Source organism: Leifsonia sp. 21MFCrub1.1 (assembly GCF_900107895.1).
GTDB lineage: Bacteria > Actinomycetota > Actinomycetes > Actinomycetales > Microbacteriaceae > Leifsonia > Leifsonia soli.
Window position 1 is genome coordinate 1042203 of sequence record NZ_LT629867.1, and the last position, 20060, is coordinate 1062262.

General features: G+C 69.5%; 16 protein-coding genes. 10 read left to right on the top strand and 6 right to left on the bottom strand.

Going from position 1 to position 20060, the window contains the following annotated elements; all coding sequences use genetic code 11:
• Positions 1-39 precede the first annotated feature (39 nt).
• Positions 40-453, top strand: coding sequence for a DUF3054 domain-containing protein (locus tag BLW09_RS04955; protein ID WP_442911287.1), 414 nt, complete (start codon positions 40-42; stop codon positions 451-453).
• Positions 454-460: 7 nt separating this feature from the next.
• On the opposite strand, the gene BLW09_RS04960 is transcribed toward BLW09_RS04955, so the two are convergent.
• The 3 genes from BLW09_RS04960 to BLW09_RS04970 all read right to left on the bottom strand — a co-directional run bounded on the left by BLW09_RS04960 (position 461) and on the right by BLW09_RS04970 (position 3608).
• Positions 461-1573, bottom strand: coding sequence for an aminopeptidase P family protein (locus tag BLW09_RS04960; RefSeq protein WP_089909215.1), 1113 nt, complete (start codon positions 1571-1573; stop codon positions 461-463).
• 26 nt (positions 1574-1599) lie between these two features.
• Positions 1600-2775 carry an acyl-CoA dehydrogenase family protein gene (locus BLW09_RS04965; RefSeq protein ID WP_089909217.1) on the bottom strand — a complete coding sequence of 392 codons (1176 nt, stop codon included), beginning with the start codon at positions 2773-2775 and terminating at the stop codon, positions 1600-1602.
• A gap of 77 nt (positions 2776-2852) precedes the next feature.
• Complete coding sequence (locus BLW09_RS04970) at positions 2853-3608, bottom strand: SDR family NAD(P)-dependent oxidoreductase (RefSeq protein ID WP_089909220.1); 756 nt, start codon at positions 3606-3608, stop codon at positions 2853-2855.
• A 57-nt stretch (positions 3609-3665) separates the two neighbouring features.
• Between BLW09_RS04970 and BLW09_RS04975 the strand changes: the two genes are divergently transcribed.
• Entirely contained in the window at positions 3666-4277 is a 612-nt protein-coding gene (locus tag BLW09_RS04975; RefSeq protein ID WP_089909223.1) for a TetR/AcrR family transcriptional regulator, read from the top strand.
• A gap of 9 nt (positions 4278-4286) precedes the next feature.
• Complete coding sequence (locus BLW09_RS04980; protein WP_089909226.1) at positions 4287-5267, top strand: aldo/keto reductase; 981 nt, start codon at positions 4287-4289, stop codon at positions 5265-5267.
• A gap of 58 nt (positions 5268-5325) precedes the next feature.
• Here BLW09_RS04980 and BLW09_RS04985 read toward each other — a convergent pair whose 3' ends face one another.
• Positions 5326-6213: a DUF559 domain-containing protein gene (locus BLW09_RS04985; RefSeq protein ID WP_089909229.1), complete on the bottom strand. Its 888-nt coding sequence runs from the start codon at positions 6211-6213 to the stop codon at positions 5326-5328.
• 115 nt (positions 6214-6328) lie between these two features.
• Positions 6329-7540, bottom strand: coding sequence for an MFS transporter (locus BLW09_RS04990; RefSeq protein ID WP_089909232.1), 1212 nt, complete (start codon positions 7538-7540; stop codon positions 6329-6331).
• A gap of 263 nt (positions 7541-7803) precedes the next feature.
• Here BLW09_RS04990 and BLW09_RS04995 point away from each other — a divergent pair, with 263 nt between their 5' ends.
• From BLW09_RS04995 to BLW09_RS05030, 7 genes are all read left to right on the top strand, one after another.
• Positions 7804-10284, top strand: coding sequence for a ribonucleoside-diphosphate reductase subunit alpha (locus BLW09_RS04995; protein ID WP_172824174.1), 2481 nt, complete (start codon positions 7804-7806; stop codon positions 10282-10284).
• A 130-nt stretch (positions 10285-10414) separates the two neighbouring features.
• Complete coding sequence (locus BLW09_RS05005) at positions 10415-11404, top strand: ribonucleotide-diphosphate reductase subunit beta (protein ID WP_089909242.1); 990 nt, start codon at positions 10415-10417, stop codon at positions 11402-11404.
• A gap of 1 nt (position 11405) precedes the next feature.
• Complete coding sequence (locus BLW09_RS05010) at positions 11406-12290, top strand: sulfurtransferase (RefSeq protein ID WP_089909245.1); 885 nt, start codon at positions 11406-11408, stop codon at positions 12288-12290.
• Positions 12291-12528: 238 nt separating this feature from the next.
• Entirely contained in the window at positions 12529-13428 is a 900-nt protein-coding gene (locus BLW09_RS05015) for an ABC transporter substrate-binding protein (protein WP_089909248.1), read from the top strand.
• A gap of 5 nt (positions 13429-13433) precedes the next feature.
• Positions 13434-14417: an amino acid ABC transporter permease gene (locus tag BLW09_RS05020; RefSeq protein WP_089909251.1), complete on the top strand. Its 984-nt coding sequence runs from the start codon at positions 13434-13436 to the stop codon at positions 14415-14417.
• A complete protein-coding gene (locus BLW09_RS05025) occupies positions 14414-15187 on the top strand; it encodes an amino acid ABC transporter ATP-binding protein (protein ID WP_018191676.1) in 774 nt (257 codons plus the stop codon). Before BLW09_RS05020 ends, BLW09_RS05025 begins: the two co-directional genes overlap by 4 nt.
• A gap of 82 nt (positions 15188-15269) precedes the next feature.
• On the top strand, positions 15270-16040 hold the full coding sequence (locus BLW09_RS05030) for an SDR family oxidoreductase (protein WP_231947073.1): 771 nt from the start codon (positions 15270-15272) through the stop codon (positions 16038-16040).
• A gap of 95 nt (positions 16041-16135) precedes the next feature.
• Here BLW09_RS05030 and hrpA read toward each other — a convergent pair whose 3' ends face one another.
• Entirely contained in the window at positions 16136-20005 is a 3870-nt protein-coding gene (gene hrpA / locus BLW09_RS05035) for an ATP-dependent RNA helicase HrpA (protein ID WP_089909257.1), read from the bottom strand.
• Positions 20006-20060: the final 55 nt, after the last annotated feature.

The window sequence follows — 20060 nt, forward strand, 5'->3', positions numbered from 1 at the left end:
CCAGCCAACCTTCGGGGGTGTCCGCGTAGCCTGGAGCCCGTGAAATCCTGGAGGACCGCGCTCGGCGCATTCGTCATCGACGTGGCCCTCGTGACCCTTTTCGTGCTCGTCGGGCGGCGCAGCCACGGTGAGGCGAACTCCGTCCTCGGCATCATCGACACCCTCTGGCCGTTCCTCGTCGGCCTGATCGTCGGCTGGCTGGTGACCTGGGCGTGGTACCGCCCGCTGGCGATCGTCTGGCCCGGCATCCCGATCTGGCTGATGACCGTCGCCGTCGGGATGCTCATCCGCACCGCCGCAGGCCAGGGCGTGCAGCCGTCGTTCATCGCGGTGGCGGCTGTCGTGCTCGGAGCGTTCCTCGTCGGCTGGCGTCTGATCGCGCTGCCGTTCGTGCGGCGGCGCCGAACGCTGGCGGCGGCGCACCAGGTCGCGGTCGACCGGGCCGTGCGCTAGCGTCCGCTCAGCCCACCAGATGCAGCTCCCTGCTGGAGTTGTTCAGCCGGTGCGCGCCGTCTTCGCCCGCGACGACGATGTCCTCGATCCGGACGCCGAATCGCCCGGGCAGATAGATTCCCGGCTCGATCGAGAAACACATCCCCGCCTCGATCGGATGCTGCTCGCCCTCCACCAGGTACGGCGGCTCGTGCGTCGTCACGCCGATGCCGTGTCCGACCCGGTGGATGAAGAACTCGCCGAAACCGGCGTCGCGGATGACCCGCCGGGCGGCGCGATCGATCTCCTCGCACGGGACGCCGACGGCCACGGCCTCGAACGCGGTCTGCTGCGCGAGGGCCACCACGTCGAACACCTCGCGTTCCTCGTCGGTCGGCTCACCCACGTGGACCGTCCTGGTCGTGTCGGACCCGTAGCCGTCGAGCAGGCCGCCGAAGTCGAGCACGACCATGTCGCCGTCGGCGATGGTCCGCGACCCGGGCTCGTGGTGCGGGTCGGCGCCGTTCGGTCCGGAGGCGACGATCGTGAAGTCGACCTGCGAGTGACCGTGCTCGCGCAGCAACCGGTCGAGGTCTGCGGCGACCTGCTCCTCGGTGCGCCCGGCGAACGGGACGCGCAGGATGTCGTCGAAGGTCGCGTCGGCAGCGGCGCCCGCCGCCGCGAGCCGGTCGACCTCGTCGGCCGACTTCACCGCCCGCAGCATCGGCAGGGCGGTCGAGATGGCCGCGAAGCGCGCGTCGGGCAGCTTCTCTTGGAGGCCGAGCAGGTGCATCGCCCAGGTGGCGTCGGAGATCGCGTAACGGCCGTCCGGGCGGAGCAGGGCGGCCGCGGGGACGTATTCGTCCTCCCCGTCGGACCAATCGCGCAGGCGGATCGCCCCGGCTGCGCGCGTCTCGGCCGCGCCGCGGTGTTCGAGCGCGGGGACGAGCATGGTGGGCTCGCCCTGCGCCGGGATCACCAGCAGCGTGATGCGTTCGGTTGTGGCGACGGGAAGGTAGTCGGCGAAGTAGGCGAGATCGGGACCGGGCGCGATCACCAGCCCGTCGAATCCCGCCGCTTCGGCCTGGCGCGCCCCGCGCTCCAGGCGCTCGGCGAAGTGCCGCGCGGTGATGTCCTGCATGTGCGTCTCCCTCCGGGGCGACCCGGTCACTCCTCGATCGGCCCGAGCCACGCGTTCGCGACGGTGTTGTGCGCCGACTCGGCGTCGGACGGGTGGAAGATCCCGGCCAGGACGTCGCGGTACAGACGCCCCAGCTCGCTGCCGGAGAAGAACGTCGAGCCGCCCGAGACACGGATGGCCTGATCCACGACGCGTCGGGCCGTCTCGGTGGCGCGCACCTTCAGCCCGACCAGCTTCGGGAACCAGAGACGGCCGTGGTCGGCCAGCGCGTCGACGTCGCCGGCCAGCGCATCCAGCTGGGGGAGCAGCGCATCCTGCTCGATCGCGGCCTCGGCGACGCGCCAGCGGATGTCCGGGTCGTTCGCGTAGCTGCGCCCATCGTTCTTGAGGCTGGTGCGGCGGTGGGCCGCCTTCACTGCGAGATCGAGCGCCCGCGCGCCGATGCCGGTGTAGACGGAGGCGAGCAGGATCTCGAAGTTCGCGAAGATGGCGAACACGAGCGGATCGGGGTTCGGGCCGGGGTCGAGGCGACGCACGACGCGGTCGGCGGGAGCGCGGGCGCCGTCCAGCACCGTCGTGTTGCTCTGGGTGGCGCGCATGCCGAGGGTGTCCCAGTCCTCGCGGATCTCGAACCCGCCGCCGGTGCGCTCGATGAAGCCGTAGACGATCTTCGGGGCGTCGTCGCTCGTGGTGTCGAGCCCCATCGTGCCGAGCCGGGTCCAGGCCGGGGAGAGCGATGTGAAGATCTTGCGCCCGTGGAAACGGTACGACCCGTCGGGCTCCGGCCGCGCCTCCGTCGTCGAGCCGAACAGCACCAGGTCGTTGCCCGCTTCGCTGAGGCCGAAGGCGAAGATCTCGCCCTTCCCGGCCTCGCGCAGCACGAATTCGAGGGAGTCGTCGCCGCGGTCGCGGAGGGTCTTGGCGATGCCCGTCCAGACCAGGTGCATGTTCACGGCGAGGGCGGTCGCGGGAGCCGCTCCGGCCAGTCGCGCCTGAAGTCGCGCGGTCTGCTGCAGGCTGAGCCCCAGCCCGCCCAGCTCGGTCGGGACGAGGGCGCGCAGGTACCCTTCGTCGGCCAGTTCGGCGAAGTCTTCGGTGAAGAACCGGTTGTCGCGGTCGTAGCCGGCGGCCCGCTCCCGGAAGCGGGAGAGGAGGTCGTCGGAGAGGAGGCTGCTCGCGGGGGAGGTGTCGTGCTCGGTCACGTTCCTCACCCTAGGCGAGCGCGACCGGGCACGGCAGGCCCCCGGCAGTTCTGTGGAAAGCCGGGGGCTGTGGAGGATTACTGGGCGGTGTATCCGCCGTCGACCAGGTGGTAGCTGCCCGTGATGAAGCTGGCGGCGTCGGACGCGAGGAACGCGACGAGGGACGCGACCTCTTCGGGCTCGCCGAGGCGGCCGAGCGCGTGCTTGCCCTCGAGGAACGCCAGGGTGTCGGCGTCGAGGTTCGAGGCGACGAGCGGCGTGCGGATGAAGCCCGGGCCGACCGCGACGACGCGGACCTTCTGCCCGGCGTACTCGAGCGCGGCGTTCTGCGTCAGGCCGAGGAGGGCGTGCTTCGCGGTCACATACGCGGACGAGTTCGCGAATCCGACGCTGCCCAGGATGGACGCCATGTTCACGATGGCGCCGCCTCCGTTCGCCGCGATGGCGTCGAGCTGGGGCTGCATCCCGTAGAAGACGGCATTGAGGTTGACCTCGATGACCTTCCGCCAGGCGTCGAGCGGGTACTCGCCGACCGGAGCGGACGCGCCGCCGATCCCGGCGTTGTTCACCGCGATGCGCAGCGGGGCGAGCTCGTTCGCCGCGGCGACGCTCGCCGTCGCGAAGTCCGGGTCGGTCACGTCGCCGGCGAGGGCGCGCGCGGTGCCGCCCGCTGCCGTGATCTCGTCGGCGACGGCCTTCGCGTGCTCCTCGTCGAGGTCGGTCACCAGGACCGACGCGCCGCTCGCCGCCAGAGTCAGGGCGACGGCACGGCCGATGCCCGAGCCGCCTCCGGTCACGATCGCGGACCGGTCGGCGACATCGTACTGAGCCATGAAGATCTCCTTTCGTTATCCGACAACTGTCGGATAACTCCATTGTACGATCGTGCGGTGGATGCACGCCAGCAGAAGACGCTCGCCCGGCTCAGCGCCACCATCCTCGACCTCGCCGGCCGCGGACCGGTGAGCGAGGTCACGGTCAGCGCGCTCGCCGCCGCCGCCGGCGTCCACCGGTCGACGGTGTACGAGTACGCGCCGTCGCCCGCTGCGCTGCTGGAGAGCGTGCTGCGGTCGGAGCTGGACGCGCTGCGCGCCGAGTTCCTCGTCGACGTCGAGCCGTCGGACGCAGCGGCCGCCGTCGTGGGGGTCACCCGCGCCGTCCTGCGGCACGTCGACGACCACGACATCGTCTACCGCCGCGGCCTCGGGACCGACAGCGGCGCCGCGAGCCTGCACGCCATGCTCAGCGAGCACTTCCAGGCGTCGATCGAACTCCTGCTCGACCAGCACAGCCTGGTCGTCCCGGCGAACGACGACATGGAGCGGCGGGCCATCGCGCGCTACCTCGCCGACGGGATCATCGGCGCGATCGACGTGTGGCTCACCCGGCCGCGGCCTCGAGACGTGGATGCGTTCCTCTCCCTGGTGCGGCGGATCACGCCCGCGTGGTGGCCGGGAAGCGGCGGTGCGCAACCCCCCGACACCGCCTCCGGCGCGGCCTAGGCTGATGGCATGGAACAGCGCATCCTCGGCGGGACAGGACGGGAGGTGTCGGTCGTCGGACTCGGCACCTGGCAGCTCGGAGCGGACTGGGGGGACGTCTCCGAAGACGACGCCCTCGGCGTGCTGGAGGCGGCGGCGGAATCCGGTGTCACCTTCTTCGACACGGCCGACGTCTACGGCGACGGCCGCAGCGAGCAGCTCATCGGGCGGTTCGTGACGGAGCACCCCGAACTGCCGCTCACCGTCGCCACCAAGATGGGGCGGCGCGAGGCGCAGGACCCGGCTAACTTCACCCTGCCGAAGTTCCGCGAGTGGACGGACCGCTCGCGCCGCAATCTCGGCGTCGACCGGCTGGATCTGGTCCAGCTGCACTGCCCTCCCACTCCGGTGTTCTCGACCGACGCCGTCTACGACGCGCTCGACACGCTCGTCGAGGAGGGCGTGATCGAGAACTACGGCGTCAGCGTCGAGACGGTGGACGAGGCCCTCGCGGCGATCGCCCGGCCCGGCACGGCCACGGTGCAGATCATCCTGAACGCCTTCCGCCTCAAGCCGCTCGACCGTGTGCTTCCCGCCGCGCGCGCGGCCGGTGTCGGCATCATCGCGCGGGTGCCGCTCGCCTCGGGGCTGCTGAGCGGCCGGTACAGCGAGCAGACGACGTTCGCGGCCGACGACCACCGCAACTACAACCGTCACGGCGAGGCGTTCGACGTGGGCGAGACGTTCTCTGGTGTCGACTTCGAGGAGGGTGTGCAGGCGGCGCGCGAGTTCGCCGAGCTGGTGCCGGAGGGTGCGACGCCGGCGCAGGCCGCCATCGCGTGGATCATCGCGCAGGACGGCGTCACCACCGTCATCCCGGGCGCGCGCTCGCCGGAGCAGGCGCGCGCGAACGCGGCTGCCGCCGCCGTGCGCCTCCCCGACGGCTTCGACGCGGCCGTGCACCGCATCTACGACACGCACTTCCGCGCCTCCATCCACCCCCGCTGGTAGCCCACCCCCGCCGAGTGGTGACACCTGGTCGCAACTCGTCCCGGATTCCGGCATCGACTCACCATTCGCTGACCAGGGCGCGACGGATTCGGGTGAAGACGTCGGTAGGGTCGGCGAGATCCGAGGCGGTCACCCGGATGACACGCCAGCCGAGGTCCTCCAGCGCGCCCTGACGACGGATGTCCTTATGCCACTGCCGCCGCTCGACGCGGTGATGGTCGCCCTCGTACTCCACGACGAGCCGCTGGTCGGGGTAGGCCATGTCCACGCGCGCGACGAACTGGCCGTCCCGGGCATGGATCCGGTAGTTCAGGCAGGGCGGTGCGAGACCCTCGTCGTGGAGCAGGACCCGGAAGACGCTCTCGGCGGGCGACTCGGCGCCCTGGCGGATCAGCGGCAGGGCAAGGCGAGCCGTGGCGATCCCGCGGCGCCCAGCGGACGACTCGATCTCGTGCGCCAGGGATTCCGCCGACGCGAGTTCGCATGCGAGGAGGTAGTCGCCGACCGCGACGAGCTCGGCGCGACGGAGAACGGACGCGAGATCCAGCCAGGTATGCTCCGGTCCGGTCAGCGGCAGTCCGGTGCGGTGGTCTGGAGCGAGGCGCCGCGCAGAGTGGCCGACGACGCCGGCGATCTGCGGTGCACGGGAGGGCGCCTCCACCGTGACGTGAACGGGATCGTCACCCCGCAGCCGCTCGGGCAGGGGGATGCCGTACAGGCGCGCTGCGGTGATGTGGCTGAACGCCATGCCCTCCGGCCGGTGGAGCAGAAGTGCCCGGCAGCGCACCCGAAGATCTGCGCCCGCTGGCGCCCGCACGCCGCGCACGGGCCGCTCGAGGTCGCGACGGCGCAGCCGACCCGGCCCGACGCCCCGCACCGCGGCGTCGGACACCCGGAACGGCGCCCAGGAGAACTCGGCTGGCAGAGGAACGGCGTATCGACCCATCCCGCCACCCTGCCGGAGGCGCTCTTTTCCTGCCCGAACTTATCCACACCCGCCGATCGAGTCGTGAGTCGTTGCCGGAAAGGTGACCGAGTTGCGACAGGATGTCGCAACTCGGTCAGGAGGGCTGGACGGGGACGGGCTCGGTGTCGGGGATGGGGGAGGCGTCGCGACCCCGCAGGTCGGGGTGGATGCGGTGCGCCAGGGCGGGCACGACGAAGCCGACCAGGGCGAACGCCCCGGCGACCCAGAAGGCTCCGACCGCACCGACGCCGTCGATGAGGAAGCCGGCCAGCGCCGAGCCGAGCGCGGCACCGATCAGCTGCCCGGTTCCGACCCAGCCGTACGCCTCCGCCGTGTCGGAGAACTTCACACTCGCGGACACGATGGCGAACAGCACGGCGAGGGCGGGCGCGATGCCGAGTCCGGCGACGAGCAGCGTGAGCGACATCCCCCACCACGACCACAGCATGAAGGTCGACAGCACCACGCCGACGAACACGATGAGCATGCGCCGCGCGGTCGCCCACGGCCCGATCGGCACGTGGCCGAAGGCGAGGCCGCCGACCAGCGAACCGAGCGACCAGATGGCGAGCACGATCCCGGCGAGCGGAGAGCCCTCGCCGAACGTGGCGACGACACCGGCCTCGACCGCCGAGCAGGAGCCGATCAGCAGGAAGCCGACGACCGTCGCGAGCAGGACGGGCGGCCGCGCCAGCACCGTCCCGAACCGCCGCTTGCTGCGGGGGATGCGCACCCGGCCCACCTCGGGCGACGAGATGAACCAGCAGCCGCCGGCGAGCATGATCGCCACCGACATCAGGATGCCCTCGACGGTGCCGATCTGCGTCGAGACGAAGGTGATGGCGACCGGTCCGGCGATCCAGATGATCTCCTGCGCCGAGGCGTCGAGCGAGAACAGCGGCGTCAGCTGCCGCGAGTTGACCATCTTCGGGTAGATGGTGCGCACGGCCGGCTGGATGGGCGGCATGCTCAGCCCGGCGAAGAACGCGACGCCCATGGTGAGGGGGATGGGCATGACGAAGATGCCGATCGCCGCGACCGCCACGGAGCACAGGGCGAGGGTGGTCCAGAGCACGGCGCGCATGCCGAGGACGCCCATCAGCCTGCTGGTCATCGGGCCGGCGATGGCCTGCCCGATGCTCATGGCGCCGAGCACCAGTCCGGCGGCGGCGTACGAGTCGTGGACGCGCTCGATGTGCAGCAGGAAGGCCAGCGACAGCATCCCGAACGGGAAGCGGGCGGTGAGCTGAGCCGCGATGATGCGGGCGACGCCCGGCGTCTTCAGGAGGCTCGAGTAGGTGCTCACGACTATCCACACTATCGGTCGCGGAGGCCGTTCCGCGGGATCATCCACACGGTCCATCCCCACTTTGCGGGGTGTGGAAACTGTGCATAACTTCTCCCCATCTGTGGACGACACGCCCACTAGATGTGGGGGAGTGGAAATGTCGGACCCCCGCTATATAGTGGTCGAGCACACAGAGCCGGTCAGCCTCCCCCCGATGCGGGAAGGCACGGTTCCGCGGGGATTTCCGCCGCTCAGGCGGCTTAGCGAATGAGGGAGAGACAGTGGCAATCACAGTCGTGAAGCGCAACGGCGAGCGCGAGCCGTACGACGCCAACAAGATCAACCTGGCCATCGAGAACGCGGCCAAGGGACTCGACGAGAACATCACGTGGGTGACGCAGATCGCGAGCGAGCTCGAGCTCACGCTGTTCGACGGCATCACGACCCAGCAGCTGGACGAGGCGGTCATCCAGGTCGCCCTCCAGAACGTCAAGGACGACCCGGCGTTCGACACCGTCGCCGCGCGCCTCCTCCTCAAGACCATCTACAAGCGTGTGCTCGGCGACTACGAGAGCCACGACGAGCTGGTCGAGCTGCACACCTCCCGCTTCCGCGGCTACATCGAGCGCGGCGTCGCCGAGACGCTGCTCGACGGCCGCTTCACCACCGCCTTCGACCTCGACCGCCTGGCCGGCTACCTCGACCCCGCGCGCGACGAGCTGCTGAAGTACATCGGCGTCGTCACCCTCAACAACCGCTACGGCATCAAGGCCCGCAACGGCGACTCCCTCGAGGTGCCGCAGTTCTTCTGGATGCGCATCGCCATGGGCCTCTCCCTCAACGAGGCCGACCCCACCAGCCACGCGATCGCGTTCTACGACAAGATGTCGAAGCTCGAGTACCTGGCCGCCGGCTCGACCCTCGTCAACGCAGGCACCGCCTACCCGCAGCTCTCCAACTGCTTCGTCATGGAGATGCAGGACGACATCGAGCACATCGCGAAGAGCGTCCGCGACGTCATGTGGCTCACCAAGGGCACCGGCGGCATCGGCCTGTCGGTCACCAAGCTGCGTGCGCAGGGCTCGCCCATCCGCTCCAACAACACCACCTCCACCGGCCCCATCCCGTTCATGCACACGATCGACTCGGTGCTGCGGGCGGTCAGCCGCGGCGGCAAGAAGTTCGGCGCCCTCTGCTTCTACATGGAGAACTGGCACATGGACTTCCCGGAGTTCCTCGACCTCCGCCAGAACTCCGGCGACCCGTACCGCCGCACCCGCACGGCGAACACCGCGGTGTGGATCAGCGACGAGTTCATGAAGCGCGTCCAGAACGACGAGGACTGGTACCTCTTCGACCCGCTGGAGGTCGCCGACCTCAACGAGCTGTACGGCAAGGCCTTCTCGGAGCGCTACGCGCACTACGTCGCAGAGGCCGAGGCCGGCAACCTGAAGATGTTCAAGAAGATCAGCGCCCGCGCGCAGTTCAAGGACATCCTGATGAGCCTCCAGACCACCAGCCACCCGTGGCTGACCTGGAAGGACACGATCAACAACCGTGCGCTCAACAACAACACGGGCACCATCCACCTCTCCAACCTGTGCACCGAGATCACGCTGCCGCAGGACCGCGACAACGTCTCGGTCTGCAACCTCGCGTCGATCAACCTGTCGCGTCACCTGGTCGACGGGAAGATGGACTGGGAGCGCATCGAGGCCAGCGCCCGCCAGGCGGTCCGCCAGCTCGACAACCTCATCGACATCACCGTGTCGAGCGTTCCGGAGGCCGACTTCTCCAACCAGCAGAACCGCGCCATCGGCCTCGGCGTCATGGGCTTCACCGACATCGTCGAGAAGCTCGGCCTGAGCTACGAGAGCGAAGAGGCCTACGCCCTGATCGACGAGATCATGGAGCACGTCTCCTACGCCGCCATCGACGAGAGCGCCGACCTGGCGCAGGAGCGCGGTGCGTACCCGAACTTCGAGGGCTCCCGCTGGTCGCAGGGTCTGGTGCCCTACGACTCCATCGCCCTCACCGAGGCCGACCGCGGCATCCCGATCACGGTGGACCGCACCATCCGCCTCGACTGGGACCGCCTCCGCGAGAAGGTCAAGGGCGGTATGCGCAACGCCACCCTCATGGCCATCGCGCCGACGGCGTCCATCGGTCTCGTCGCGGGCACCACGCCCGGCTTCGACCCGCAGTTCTCGCAGATCTTCAGCCGTTCGACCTCCTCGGGCAAGTTCCTCGAGGTCAACCGCAACCTGGTCGAGACACTGCAGGAGCGCGGCATCTGGCAGGACGTCCGCGAGGCGATCCTGCGGTCGCAGGGCGACATCCAGAACATCGCGGAGATCCCGGACGAGGTGAAGGCCACGTTCAAGACGAGCTTCCAGCTCTCGCCGTACGCCTTCATCGAGGTCGCGGCCCGCGCGCAGAAGTGGATCGACCAGGCGATCAGCCGCAACATGTACCTCGAGACGCGCGACCTCGGCGACATGATGGACATCTACTACGCGGCCTGGGAGAAGGGCGTCAAGACGACGTACTACCTCCACATGAAGCCGCGCCACCAGGCCGAGCAGTCGACCGTCAAGGTCAACAAGGCCGAGGAGATCAGCGGTGGCCGCAAGGGCTTCGCGACCGTCGGGGCTCCGGCTCCCTCGGCCGCTCCCGCGGTGACCGAGACGGCTCCGGCCGCGGCGCCCGCTCGCCGTGGCTTCGGCTTCGGCGGACTCGCGACGGGTGGTGAGAGCAAGTGAACAGCACCAAGATCGAGGAGCCAAACCTCTTCGATGGATACGTCGTGCCGGTCGACCCGATGGACGACCTGCAGTGCGAGTCCTGCCAGTAACCCGCCGACCGAACGAATAACGAAAGAGACGGAACACCATGGGGATTCTGGGAACGGGAATCGAAGAGGGCCTGCTGCTCAAGCCGGTCACGTACCAGTGGGCGATGGACCTCTACGACCAGGCCGTCGCGAACACCTGGTTCCCGAACGAGATCCAGCTCGGTGAGGACATCGCCGACTTCAAGCGGATGACCGACGAGGAGCGCCACGCGGTCACCTTCCTGATGAGCTACTTCAACCCGAACGAGCTGCTCGTCAACAAGGCCCTCGCCTTCGGTGTCTACCCTTACATCAACGCGGCGGAGGCGCACCTCTACCTCGCCAAGCAGATGTGGGAGGAGGCGAACCACTGCATGTCGTTCGAGTACGTCCTCGAGACGTTCCCGATCGACCGCGAGCAGGCCTACAACTCCCACGTCGACGTGCCGTCGATGGCGAAGAAGGAGGAGTTCGAGGTCCGGTTCATCAAGCGGATGACCGAGCAGGCGCTCGACATCACGACGACCGAGGGCAAGCAGGACTTCATCCGCAACCTGGTGGCGTACAACGTCATCCTCGAGGGGATCTGGTTCTACTCGGGCTTCATGGTGGCGCTCTCGTTCCGCCAGCGGAACCTGCTGCGCAACTTCGGCTCGCTCATCGACTGGGTGGTGCGCGACGAGTCGCTGCACCTCAAGTTCGGCATCAACCTCATCCTGACGGTGCTGGAGGAGAACCCGGACCTGCAGACGCCGGAGTTCGCCGCCGAGATCCGTCAGATGATCCTGGACGCCGTCGAGATGGAGGAGCAGTACAACCGCGACCTCCTCCCGGGCGGCATCCTGGGCCTGAATGCCAACTACATCAACCAGTACGTGAAGTACCTGGCCGACCGCCGCCTGGAGGAGCTGGGCTTCGAGGCCGAGTACAAGGTCTCCAACCCGGCCAAGTGGATGGCGACCGCCAACGACACGCTGGAGCTGGTGAACTTCTTCGAGTCGACCAACACGTCCTACGAGTCGAACGCCAAGGCCTCCACCGGACGCTGATATGACCTCGGAGATCTCTCCGCTGATCACCGCCGCCGCGCTGGACGTCGCTCTCGGGGCTGAATCCCTGTGGAGCGGCGCCGGCCGGCGGCGTTCGGCGTGGCGCGTGCTCGATGTGCGCTGGAAGCTGGGCGGCCCGCCCGGACGCGAGGAGTACGAGCGCGGGCACATCCCCGGTGCCGTGTACGTCGACCTGGACACCGAGCTCGCCGGGCACGGGGAGCCGGCGGACGGGCGCCACCCGCTCCCCACGGCCGAGGCCTTCCAGGAGGCCGCGCGACGCTGGGGCCTCGGCGACGGCGACGCCGTCGTGGTCTACGACGACGCCTCCGGCACGTCGGCCGCCCGCGCCTGGTGGCTGCTGCGCCACGCGGGCGTGCGCGACGTGCGGGTGCTCGACGGCGGGATCGCCGCGTGGCGCGACGCGGGCATGCCGCTGGAGAAGGGGCCTGGGGCGACGCCGATCCCCGGCAGCATCACCGTGCGCTTCGGCGCCCTTCCGACCCTCGACGGCGACGCGGCTGCCGCGCTCGCCGCCGACGCGCGAGGGGTGCTGCTGGATGCGCGCGCGGGCGAGCGGTTCCGCGGCGAGGTGGAGCCCGTGGACCCGCGACCCGGTCACATCCCGGGCGCCGTGAGTGCGCCGACCACCGACAACCTCGGGACGGACGGGCGGATGCTCCCGGCCGACGCCCTGGCGCAGCGGTTCGAGGGCCTCGGCATCGGCGCCGACACGCCCGTCGGCGTGTACTGCGGATCGGGCGTCACGGCCGCCCACGAGGCGCTCGCCATGGTCACCGCCGGGCTGCCGATGCCGGCCCTGTACGCGGGCTCCTACTCGGCGTGGTCGAACGACCCGGAACGGCCGGTCGTTACGGGAGCGTGACCTCGGCAGCGCGGGAGCGGCGACCGACGCCTCCCGCGCGGGTTTCGCAGCGCGTCCACGCACGATTCCACGAATTCCGCTGCCGGATTGCACGAAACCTTCCGGAAACGTCCGCGAAAAACGCCGTTCTCTGCGCGAATTAGTGTTGAGGTGCGGCAACGCCGCTGGGGTATCCTCCCCTTACCCTTGCAATACGCATCAGGCACATTCCTGCACAGGAAGAAGGACAACGACAATCATGCGCATTCGTACCGCGGTTCCCATCGCCGCAGTCGCCGCCGTCGCAGCGCTCGCGCTCAGCGGCTGTGTCGACAACAGCACCCCGTCCGGCAGCTCAACGTCGAGCTCGGCCTCGGACGTGAAGAAGGACGACACCCTCGCCGGGCAGCTGCCCCAGAAGATCAAGGACGCCGGCAAGCTCGTCGTCGGCATGGACAACACGTACCCGCCGAACGAGTACAAGGACGACAACGCCCAGCCCGTCGGCTGGGAGGTCGACCTCGCCAAGGCCATCGGCGACAAGCTGGGTGTGAAGACGGAGTTCGCGATCGCGAAGTTCGACAACATCATCCCGAGCGTCGCCGGCGGCAAGGACGACTACGGCATGTCGTCGTTCACCGACACCACCGAGCGCGAGCAGCAGGTCGACTTCGTCAATTACTACTCGGCCGGCATCCTCTGGGCCTCCCAGAAGGGCAAGAACATCGACCCGGACAACGCCTGCGGCCTGAAGGTCGCCGTCCAGTCGACGACGTACGAGGACACCGACGAGGTTCCCGCCAAGTCGAAGAAGTGCACCGATGAGGGCAAGCCCGCCATCCAGGCGCTCCGCTACGACACGCAGGACGACGCGACCAACGCGGTCATCCTCGGCAAGGCCGACGCCCTCAGCGCCGACTCGCCCGTCACCCTGTACGCGATCTCGAAGTCGAACGGCAAGCTCGAGGCGGCCGGCAAGACCTTCGACGAGGCGCCGTACGGCCTCCCCGTCAAGAAGGACTCGGAGCTGACCCCGGTGCTGCAGAAGGCCGTCCAGGCCCTCATCGACGACGGCACCTACAAGAAGATCCTCGACAAGTGGGGCGTCGCCGACGGTGCCGTCGAGAAGGCCGAGGTCAACGCGGCCTCGAAGGGCTGACCTTCATGTCACAGAGCAACACCGCCCGGCCGGCGACGGGATCCGTCCCGTCGCCGGGCGGGACCCGTCCCGAGCCGATCAAGGCGATCAAGCTCCGGCACCCCTGGCGCATCGTCATCGCGGCGATCCTCATCCTCCTGCTGGTCTGGTTCATCGTGGACGCCTCCCAGCGCGAGGCCTACGGCTGGCAGTACGTCGGCAAGTACGTCTTCGACAAGCGCATCAGTGCTGCTGCGCTCGTGACCCTCCAGCTGACGATCTACTCCATGATCATCGGCGTCGTGCTCGGCCTCATTCTGGCCGTCATGCGCCTCTCGCCGAACCCGGTCGTGAAGTCGGTCGCCTGGCTCTACCTCTGGATCTTCCGCGGCACGCCTGTGTACGTGCAGCTGGTCTTCTGGGGCCTGTTCTCGCTGATCTATCCGCAGATCTTCCTCGGCGTGCCGTGGACCCAGGTCGGCTTCACCCTCGACCTCGGGTTCATGCAGAACGCCTTCATCATCGCGGTGATCGGCCTCGCGCTGAACGAGGCGGCGTACATGGCGGAGATCGTGCGCGCCGGTCTGCTCTCGGTGGACGAGGGCCAGGAGGAGGCGGCGACGGCGCTCGGCATGTCGTGGTGGCAGACCATGACCCGGATCGTCATCCCGCAGGCCATGCGCGTCATCATCCCGCCGACCGGCAACGAGGTCATCTCGATGCTGAAGACGACCTCGCTGGTGGCGGCGATCCCGCTGACGACCGACCTCTACGGTGTCGCACGCGACATCTCGGCGGTCACCTACACGCCCATCCCGCTGCTCATCGTGGCGTCGCTCTGGTACCTGCTGTTCACGTCCCTGCTGATGGTGGGCCAGTACTTCCTGGAGAAGCGGTTCTCCCGCGGCGTCAACGCGCGCCGCCCGGACCGCAACGAACCGGCCCTCGCGACGGGCGCGCTCCCCGCGGCCGGAGCACCGGACGGCAACGACCTCGGAGGCAAGGGATGACCGACACGAAGACCCCCATGGTTCTGGCCGAGGGCGTCTCGAAGAGCTTCGGCTCGAACGAGGTGCTCAAGAGCATCGACCTCAAGGTCAACCCGGGCGAGGTGCTGTGCATCATCGGCCCGTCGGGCTCCGGCAAGTCCACCTTCCTCCGCTGCATCAACCACCTGGAGCGCGTCGACGCCGGCCGGCTCTCGGTCGACGGCGAGGTGGTCGGCTACCGGCAGCACGGCGACAAGCTGTACGAGCTGAAGCCCAAGGAGGCCGCCCGGCAGCGCCGCGAGATCGGGATGGTGTTCCAGCGGTTCAACCTGTTCCCGCACATGACGGCGCTGGAGAACATCATCGAGGCGCCCATCCGCGTGAAGGGGCTTTCGAAGGCGAAGGCGGTGGAGCGGGCGACCGAGCTGCTGGCCCGCGTCGGGCTCAGCGACAAGGGCGACCACTACCCGTCGCAGCTGTCCGGCGGTCAGCAGCAGCGCGTCGCGATCGCGCGTGCGCTCGCGATGGACCCCAAGCTGATGCTGTTCGACGAGCCGACGTCGGCGCTCGACCCCGAGCTCGTCGGCGAGGTGCTGGATGTGATGAAGGGCCTGGCCGCGAGCGGCATGACCATGGTGGTCGTGACGCACGAGATGGGCTTCGCCCGCGAGGTCGCCGACGAGCTGGTCTTCATGGACGGCGGCGTGGTCGTCGAGTCCGGCGACCCGCGCGAAGTGCTCAGCAACCCGCAGCACCAGCGGACGCAGGCGTTCCTCTCGAAGGTGCTCTAGCCTCCCGCCATCGGCTCCGGAGTTTCTCCGCCTCGACACGGCGTGTCGGTGCGAAAAACTCCGGAGCCGATAGCATCGCGGGGTGGATGCGAAGCGGCCTGTGGTGTTCGTGACCGGTGCGAGCCGGCCGGGGTCGATCGGCGACGCGATCGCCCGGAACCTCGCGTCGATCGGGTTCGACGTCGCGTTCGGGTACTGGGACGGCTACGACTCGGATATGCCGTGGGGTGCGCATCCCGCCGAGCATGAGGCTCTGGCGGAGGAGCTGCGCCGGCTGGGCGCGCGCGCTCTTCCGGTATCCGTCGACCTGGCGGATGCGGAGGCGCCGGCCGCCGCTGTCGCGCGGGTGCGCGACGAGCTCGGACCGGTGCAGGCGCTGGTGATGAGCCACGCGCACTCGGTCGACAGCGGCATCCTCGACACGTCGGTGGAGGCGTTCGACCGGCACTTCGCCGTGAACACGCGCGGTTCGTGGCTGCTCATCCGGGCGTTCGCCGAGCAGTTCCCGTCCGGGGCGGCGGGTCTGGGGCGGATCGTCGCGCTGACCAGCGACCACACCGCGCACAACCTGCCCTACGGCGCGAGCAAGGGCGCGCTCGATCGCATCGTGAAGGCGGCGGCCGTCGAGCTCGCGCACCTCGGGATCACCGCGAACCTGATCAACCCGGGGCCGATCGACACCGGCTGGATGACGCCGGAGCTGGTCGAGCAGCTGACGGCGGAGACCGCCCTCGGCCGGCTGGGCCGTCCGCACGACACCGCCGACCTCGTCGCGTTCCTGCTCTCCGTGTCCGGCGGCTGGATCACCGGCCAGCTCCTCCACTCCAACGGTGGCTTCCACCTCGACGTCTGACCCGCCCCCGTCACACCGTCGAGTCCGCGATCTTTGCACGCGACACGCGGTGCGAACGTGCAAAGTTTGCGGACTCGACGGTGGGGCGGTGGGGGTCAGGAGGTGAGGACTTTGCGGATGCGCTGGAGGGAGACGGTCTCGGCCGTGCCGAGCGACTGCGCGAAGAGCGAGACGCGGAACTCCTCCACCATCCACCGCGCGTGCACCAGCGACGGCGGAGAGCCCGGTGCGAGCGGGATGCGTCCGCCGGCATCCGTGTAGAGCGCGACCGCGGTCTCCACCTGCGTCTGCCAGGCCCGGTCGCGGCCGGGGTTGGTGGGCAGCGCTTGCATCCGCTGCGTGATGCCCGCCAGGTAGCGCGGGAGGTGCCGCAGCTGCTCGAGGCCGGTCGCGGAGACGAACCCCGGATACACGAGCCCGGAGAGCTGGCCCTTCGCGTCGTTCAGCGCCGACAGATACGTCAGGGCCGTCACCCCCGCGATCGCCTTCTCGGCCGCGCGCGCGGCGGTGAGGATGCGGGTGACGAGTGCGACCGTCTCGAACATCGAGTCCATCACGATGCCGGAGACGCGATCGCGCACCGCCTCGAACTCGGCGCGCATGAACACCTGGCCGTCGGGCTTCATCCGGTACAGCACCGAGTCGACGACGGCGAGCAGGCAGTCGTCGAACAGCGCCTTGGTGTTCGGGTACGGGCTGGCGGCGAGCGTGAGCTTCTCGGTGGACGTGAGGTGCTGCTGCACGTACGCGACGGGCGAGGGGATGCTGGCGAGCAGCAGTCGGCGCACCCCGCCCGGCATCGCGCGTGCCTGCTCGGCGGGCGTTCCCATCAGGCGGATGCTGACCGCGTCGCCGTCGTCGACGAGCGCCGGGTAGGCGCGGATCACGTTCGTGGTGCCGCCCGGCCCGGTGTGCGTCGAGTCGACGAAGCGCGGGAGCTCGTCGAGGTCCCACGTGGTGAGTCCCGACCGCTCGATCGCGTTCGGCGTCCGCGCCTCGGCGACGGCGGCCACCGAATCGCGGGCCCGCGAGCGCAGCCGCTCCTGGAGGGCGGCGAGGTCCTTCCCGGCGGCGAGCGTGCGCCCGCGCTCCCCGACGACCTGGAAGGTCGGGCGCAGGTGAGCGGGGAGCCGGTCGAGGTCGAAGTCGGAGCCGCTGACGCGTGAGCCGGTCAGCCGCGAGATCGTCGCCGCGAGCGTGTCGGCGAGCGACGCCGCGGGCCGCTCGCCCTCGTGCGCGCGCATCCCGGCTGTCCCGGACAGCTCGCCGAGCAGGCGCTGCGCCCAGTCGGCGGCGGGCACGACCTGCCGGCGGATCGCCTTCGGCAGCGATTTGATCAGCGCCGTGACCAGCTCGTGGCGGAGTCCGGGCACCTGCCAGTCGAAGCCGTCGGGGAGGAGTCCGGCGAGCAGCGGAAGCGGCACCTGGACGGTGACCCCGTCGTCCTCGGCGCCCGGCTCGAACCGGTACCGCAGGGTCAGCCGCTGGTCGCCCTGCCGCCAGACCGGTGGGAAGGCGTCCTCGTCGACCTCGGCGGCCTCCTCGTCCAGAAGGGCCTCCGGCGTCATGGTGAGGAGGTCGGGCGTCTCCTGCCTGGCCTTCTTCCACCATCCCTCGAACGTGCGCGTCGACACCACATCGGCCGGGATGCGCGCATCGTAGAACTCGAAGACCGCCTCGTCGTCGTTGAGGATGTCGCGGCGGCGGGTGCGTTCCTCCAGCTCGCGCAGCTCGGCCCGCAGGGCGCGGTTGGCACGGTCGAAGGCCTGATGGGAGTCCCATTCGCCGTCGACGAGCGCGTGCCGGATGAACAGCTCCCGCGACAGCTCCCGGTCGATCCGCGCGTACTGCACGCGCCGGCGCGGGATGATCGGGACGCCGAACAGCGTCACCCGCTCGTAGGCGACGACGGAGCCCTGGCTCTTCTCCCAGTGCGGCTCGCTGTACTGCCGCTTGCAGAGGTCGCCGGCGATCGGCTCGGCCCAGGCCGGGTCGATGGCCGCGTTCATCCGCGCGAACAGCCGGGAGGTCTCCACCAGTTCTGCGCTCATCAGCGCGGAGGGCTGCTTCTTGGCGAGGGTGGATCCGGGAAAGATCACGAACCGGGTCTGCCGTGCGCCGAGGTATTCGGCCTGCCGGCTGCGCGGGCCCTTCCCCGCGCCCTTCGGAGCCGGCCCGCTCTCGCGCACATCCTTCAGCCCGATGTGCGAGAGCAGCCCCGCGAGCAGCGAGCGGTGGATGCCGTCGGGGTTCACGGACGGCTCCCCGATGGTCAGCCCGAGCGGCTTGGCGAGCTGGCGCAGCTGGCGGTAGACGTCCTGCCACTCGCGCACGCGCAGGAAGTTGAGGAACTCCGCCTTGCAGAGCCGGCGGAACGCGCTGGACGACAGCTCTTTCTGCTGCTCCTCGAGGTAGTTCCAGAGGTTCAGCAGGGTGAGGAAGTCGCTGGTCGGGTCGGCGAATCTGGCGTGCTTCTCGTCGGCGCTGCCGCGGCGCTCGACCGGCCGTTCGCGCGGATCCTGGATGGTGAGCCCGGCCACGATGGCCATGACCTCGCGGGAGGTGCCGTGCCGCTTCGATTCGACGACCATGCGGGCGAACCGGGGATCGATGGGGAGCTGGGCGAGCTGGCGGCCGACCGCCGTGAGCTTGGTGTCCTCCTTCGACGCCGTGATCGCGCCGAGCTCCGTGAGCAGGTCCAGGCCGTCCTTGATGCCGCGCGAATCGGGCGGGGTGAGGAACGGAAAGGCCGCGATGTCGCCGAGGCCGAGCGAGATCATCTGGAGGATGACGGCGGCGAGGTTGGTGCGCAGGATCTCGGGCTCGGTGTACTCGGGCCGCTTGGCGAAGTCCTCCTCCGAGTACAGCCGGATGGCGATGCCGTCGCTGGTGCGGCCGGAGCGGCCGGAACGCTGGTTGGCGCTGGCCTGCGAGATCGCCTCGATGGGGAGCCGCTGCACCTTCGCCCGTGTGCTGTAGCGGCTGATGCGGGCCGTTCCCGCATCCACCACGTACTTGATGCCGGGGACGGTGAGGCTGGTCTCCGCGACGTTGGTGGCGAGCACGACGCGACGCCGGGTGCCGGGGACGGTCGACGGCTGGAACACGCGGTGCTGCTCGGCGGAGGAGAGGCGGCCGTAGAGCGGCAGCACCTCGGTTCCCGGGAGGTTGCGGCCGCGGATGGCGTCGGCCGCATCCCGGATCTCGTTCTCGCCGGAGAGGAAAACGAGCACGTCTCCGCGTGCTTCGCGGTCGAGCTCGTCGAGCGCGTCGTTGATGCCCTGCAGGTAGTCGCGGTCGACCGACGGCACGGGATCCGGATCGTCGTCGTCGTCCTCCAGCGCCTCGGCGACCAGCGGGCGGTAACGGATCTCGACCGGGAAGGTGCGGCCGGAGACCTCGACGATCGGCGCGGGCGTGCCGTCCGGCGAGGCGAAGTGCCGGGCGAAGCTCTCCGGGTCGATGGTGGCGGACGTGATGATCAGCTTGAGGTCGGGACGCTTCGGCAGCAGCTGCTTGAGATAGCCGAGCAGGAAGTCGATGTTGAGGCTGCGCTCGTGCGCCTCGTCGATGATGATCGTGTCGTACGCGCGCAGCAGGCGGTCGCGGCGCAGCTCGTTGAGCAGGATGCCGTCGGTCATCAGCTTGATCCTGGTCGCCTTCGACACCCGGTCGGTGAAGCGGACCTGGTAGCCGACCAGCTCGCCGACGGACTGCCCCAGCTCCTCCGCGATGCGTTCGGCGATGGTGCGCGCGGCGAGGCGGCGCGGCTGCGTGTGGCCGATGCTGGTCCGGCCGAGCTCCAGGGCGATCTTCGGCAGCTGGGTCGTCTTGCCCGACCCGGTGGCGCCGGCGACGATCACGACCTGGTTGTCGCGGATCGCGCGCGCGATGTCCTCCCGCCTCCGGCTGACCGGCAGCTCGGGCGGGAAGACGATGCGGGGGAGGGTCGAGGTCGAAGACATGAGCCCTCCAGTCTACCGGCGTGCGCGTCCCGCCCGGACGGTCCGCACCCGGGGT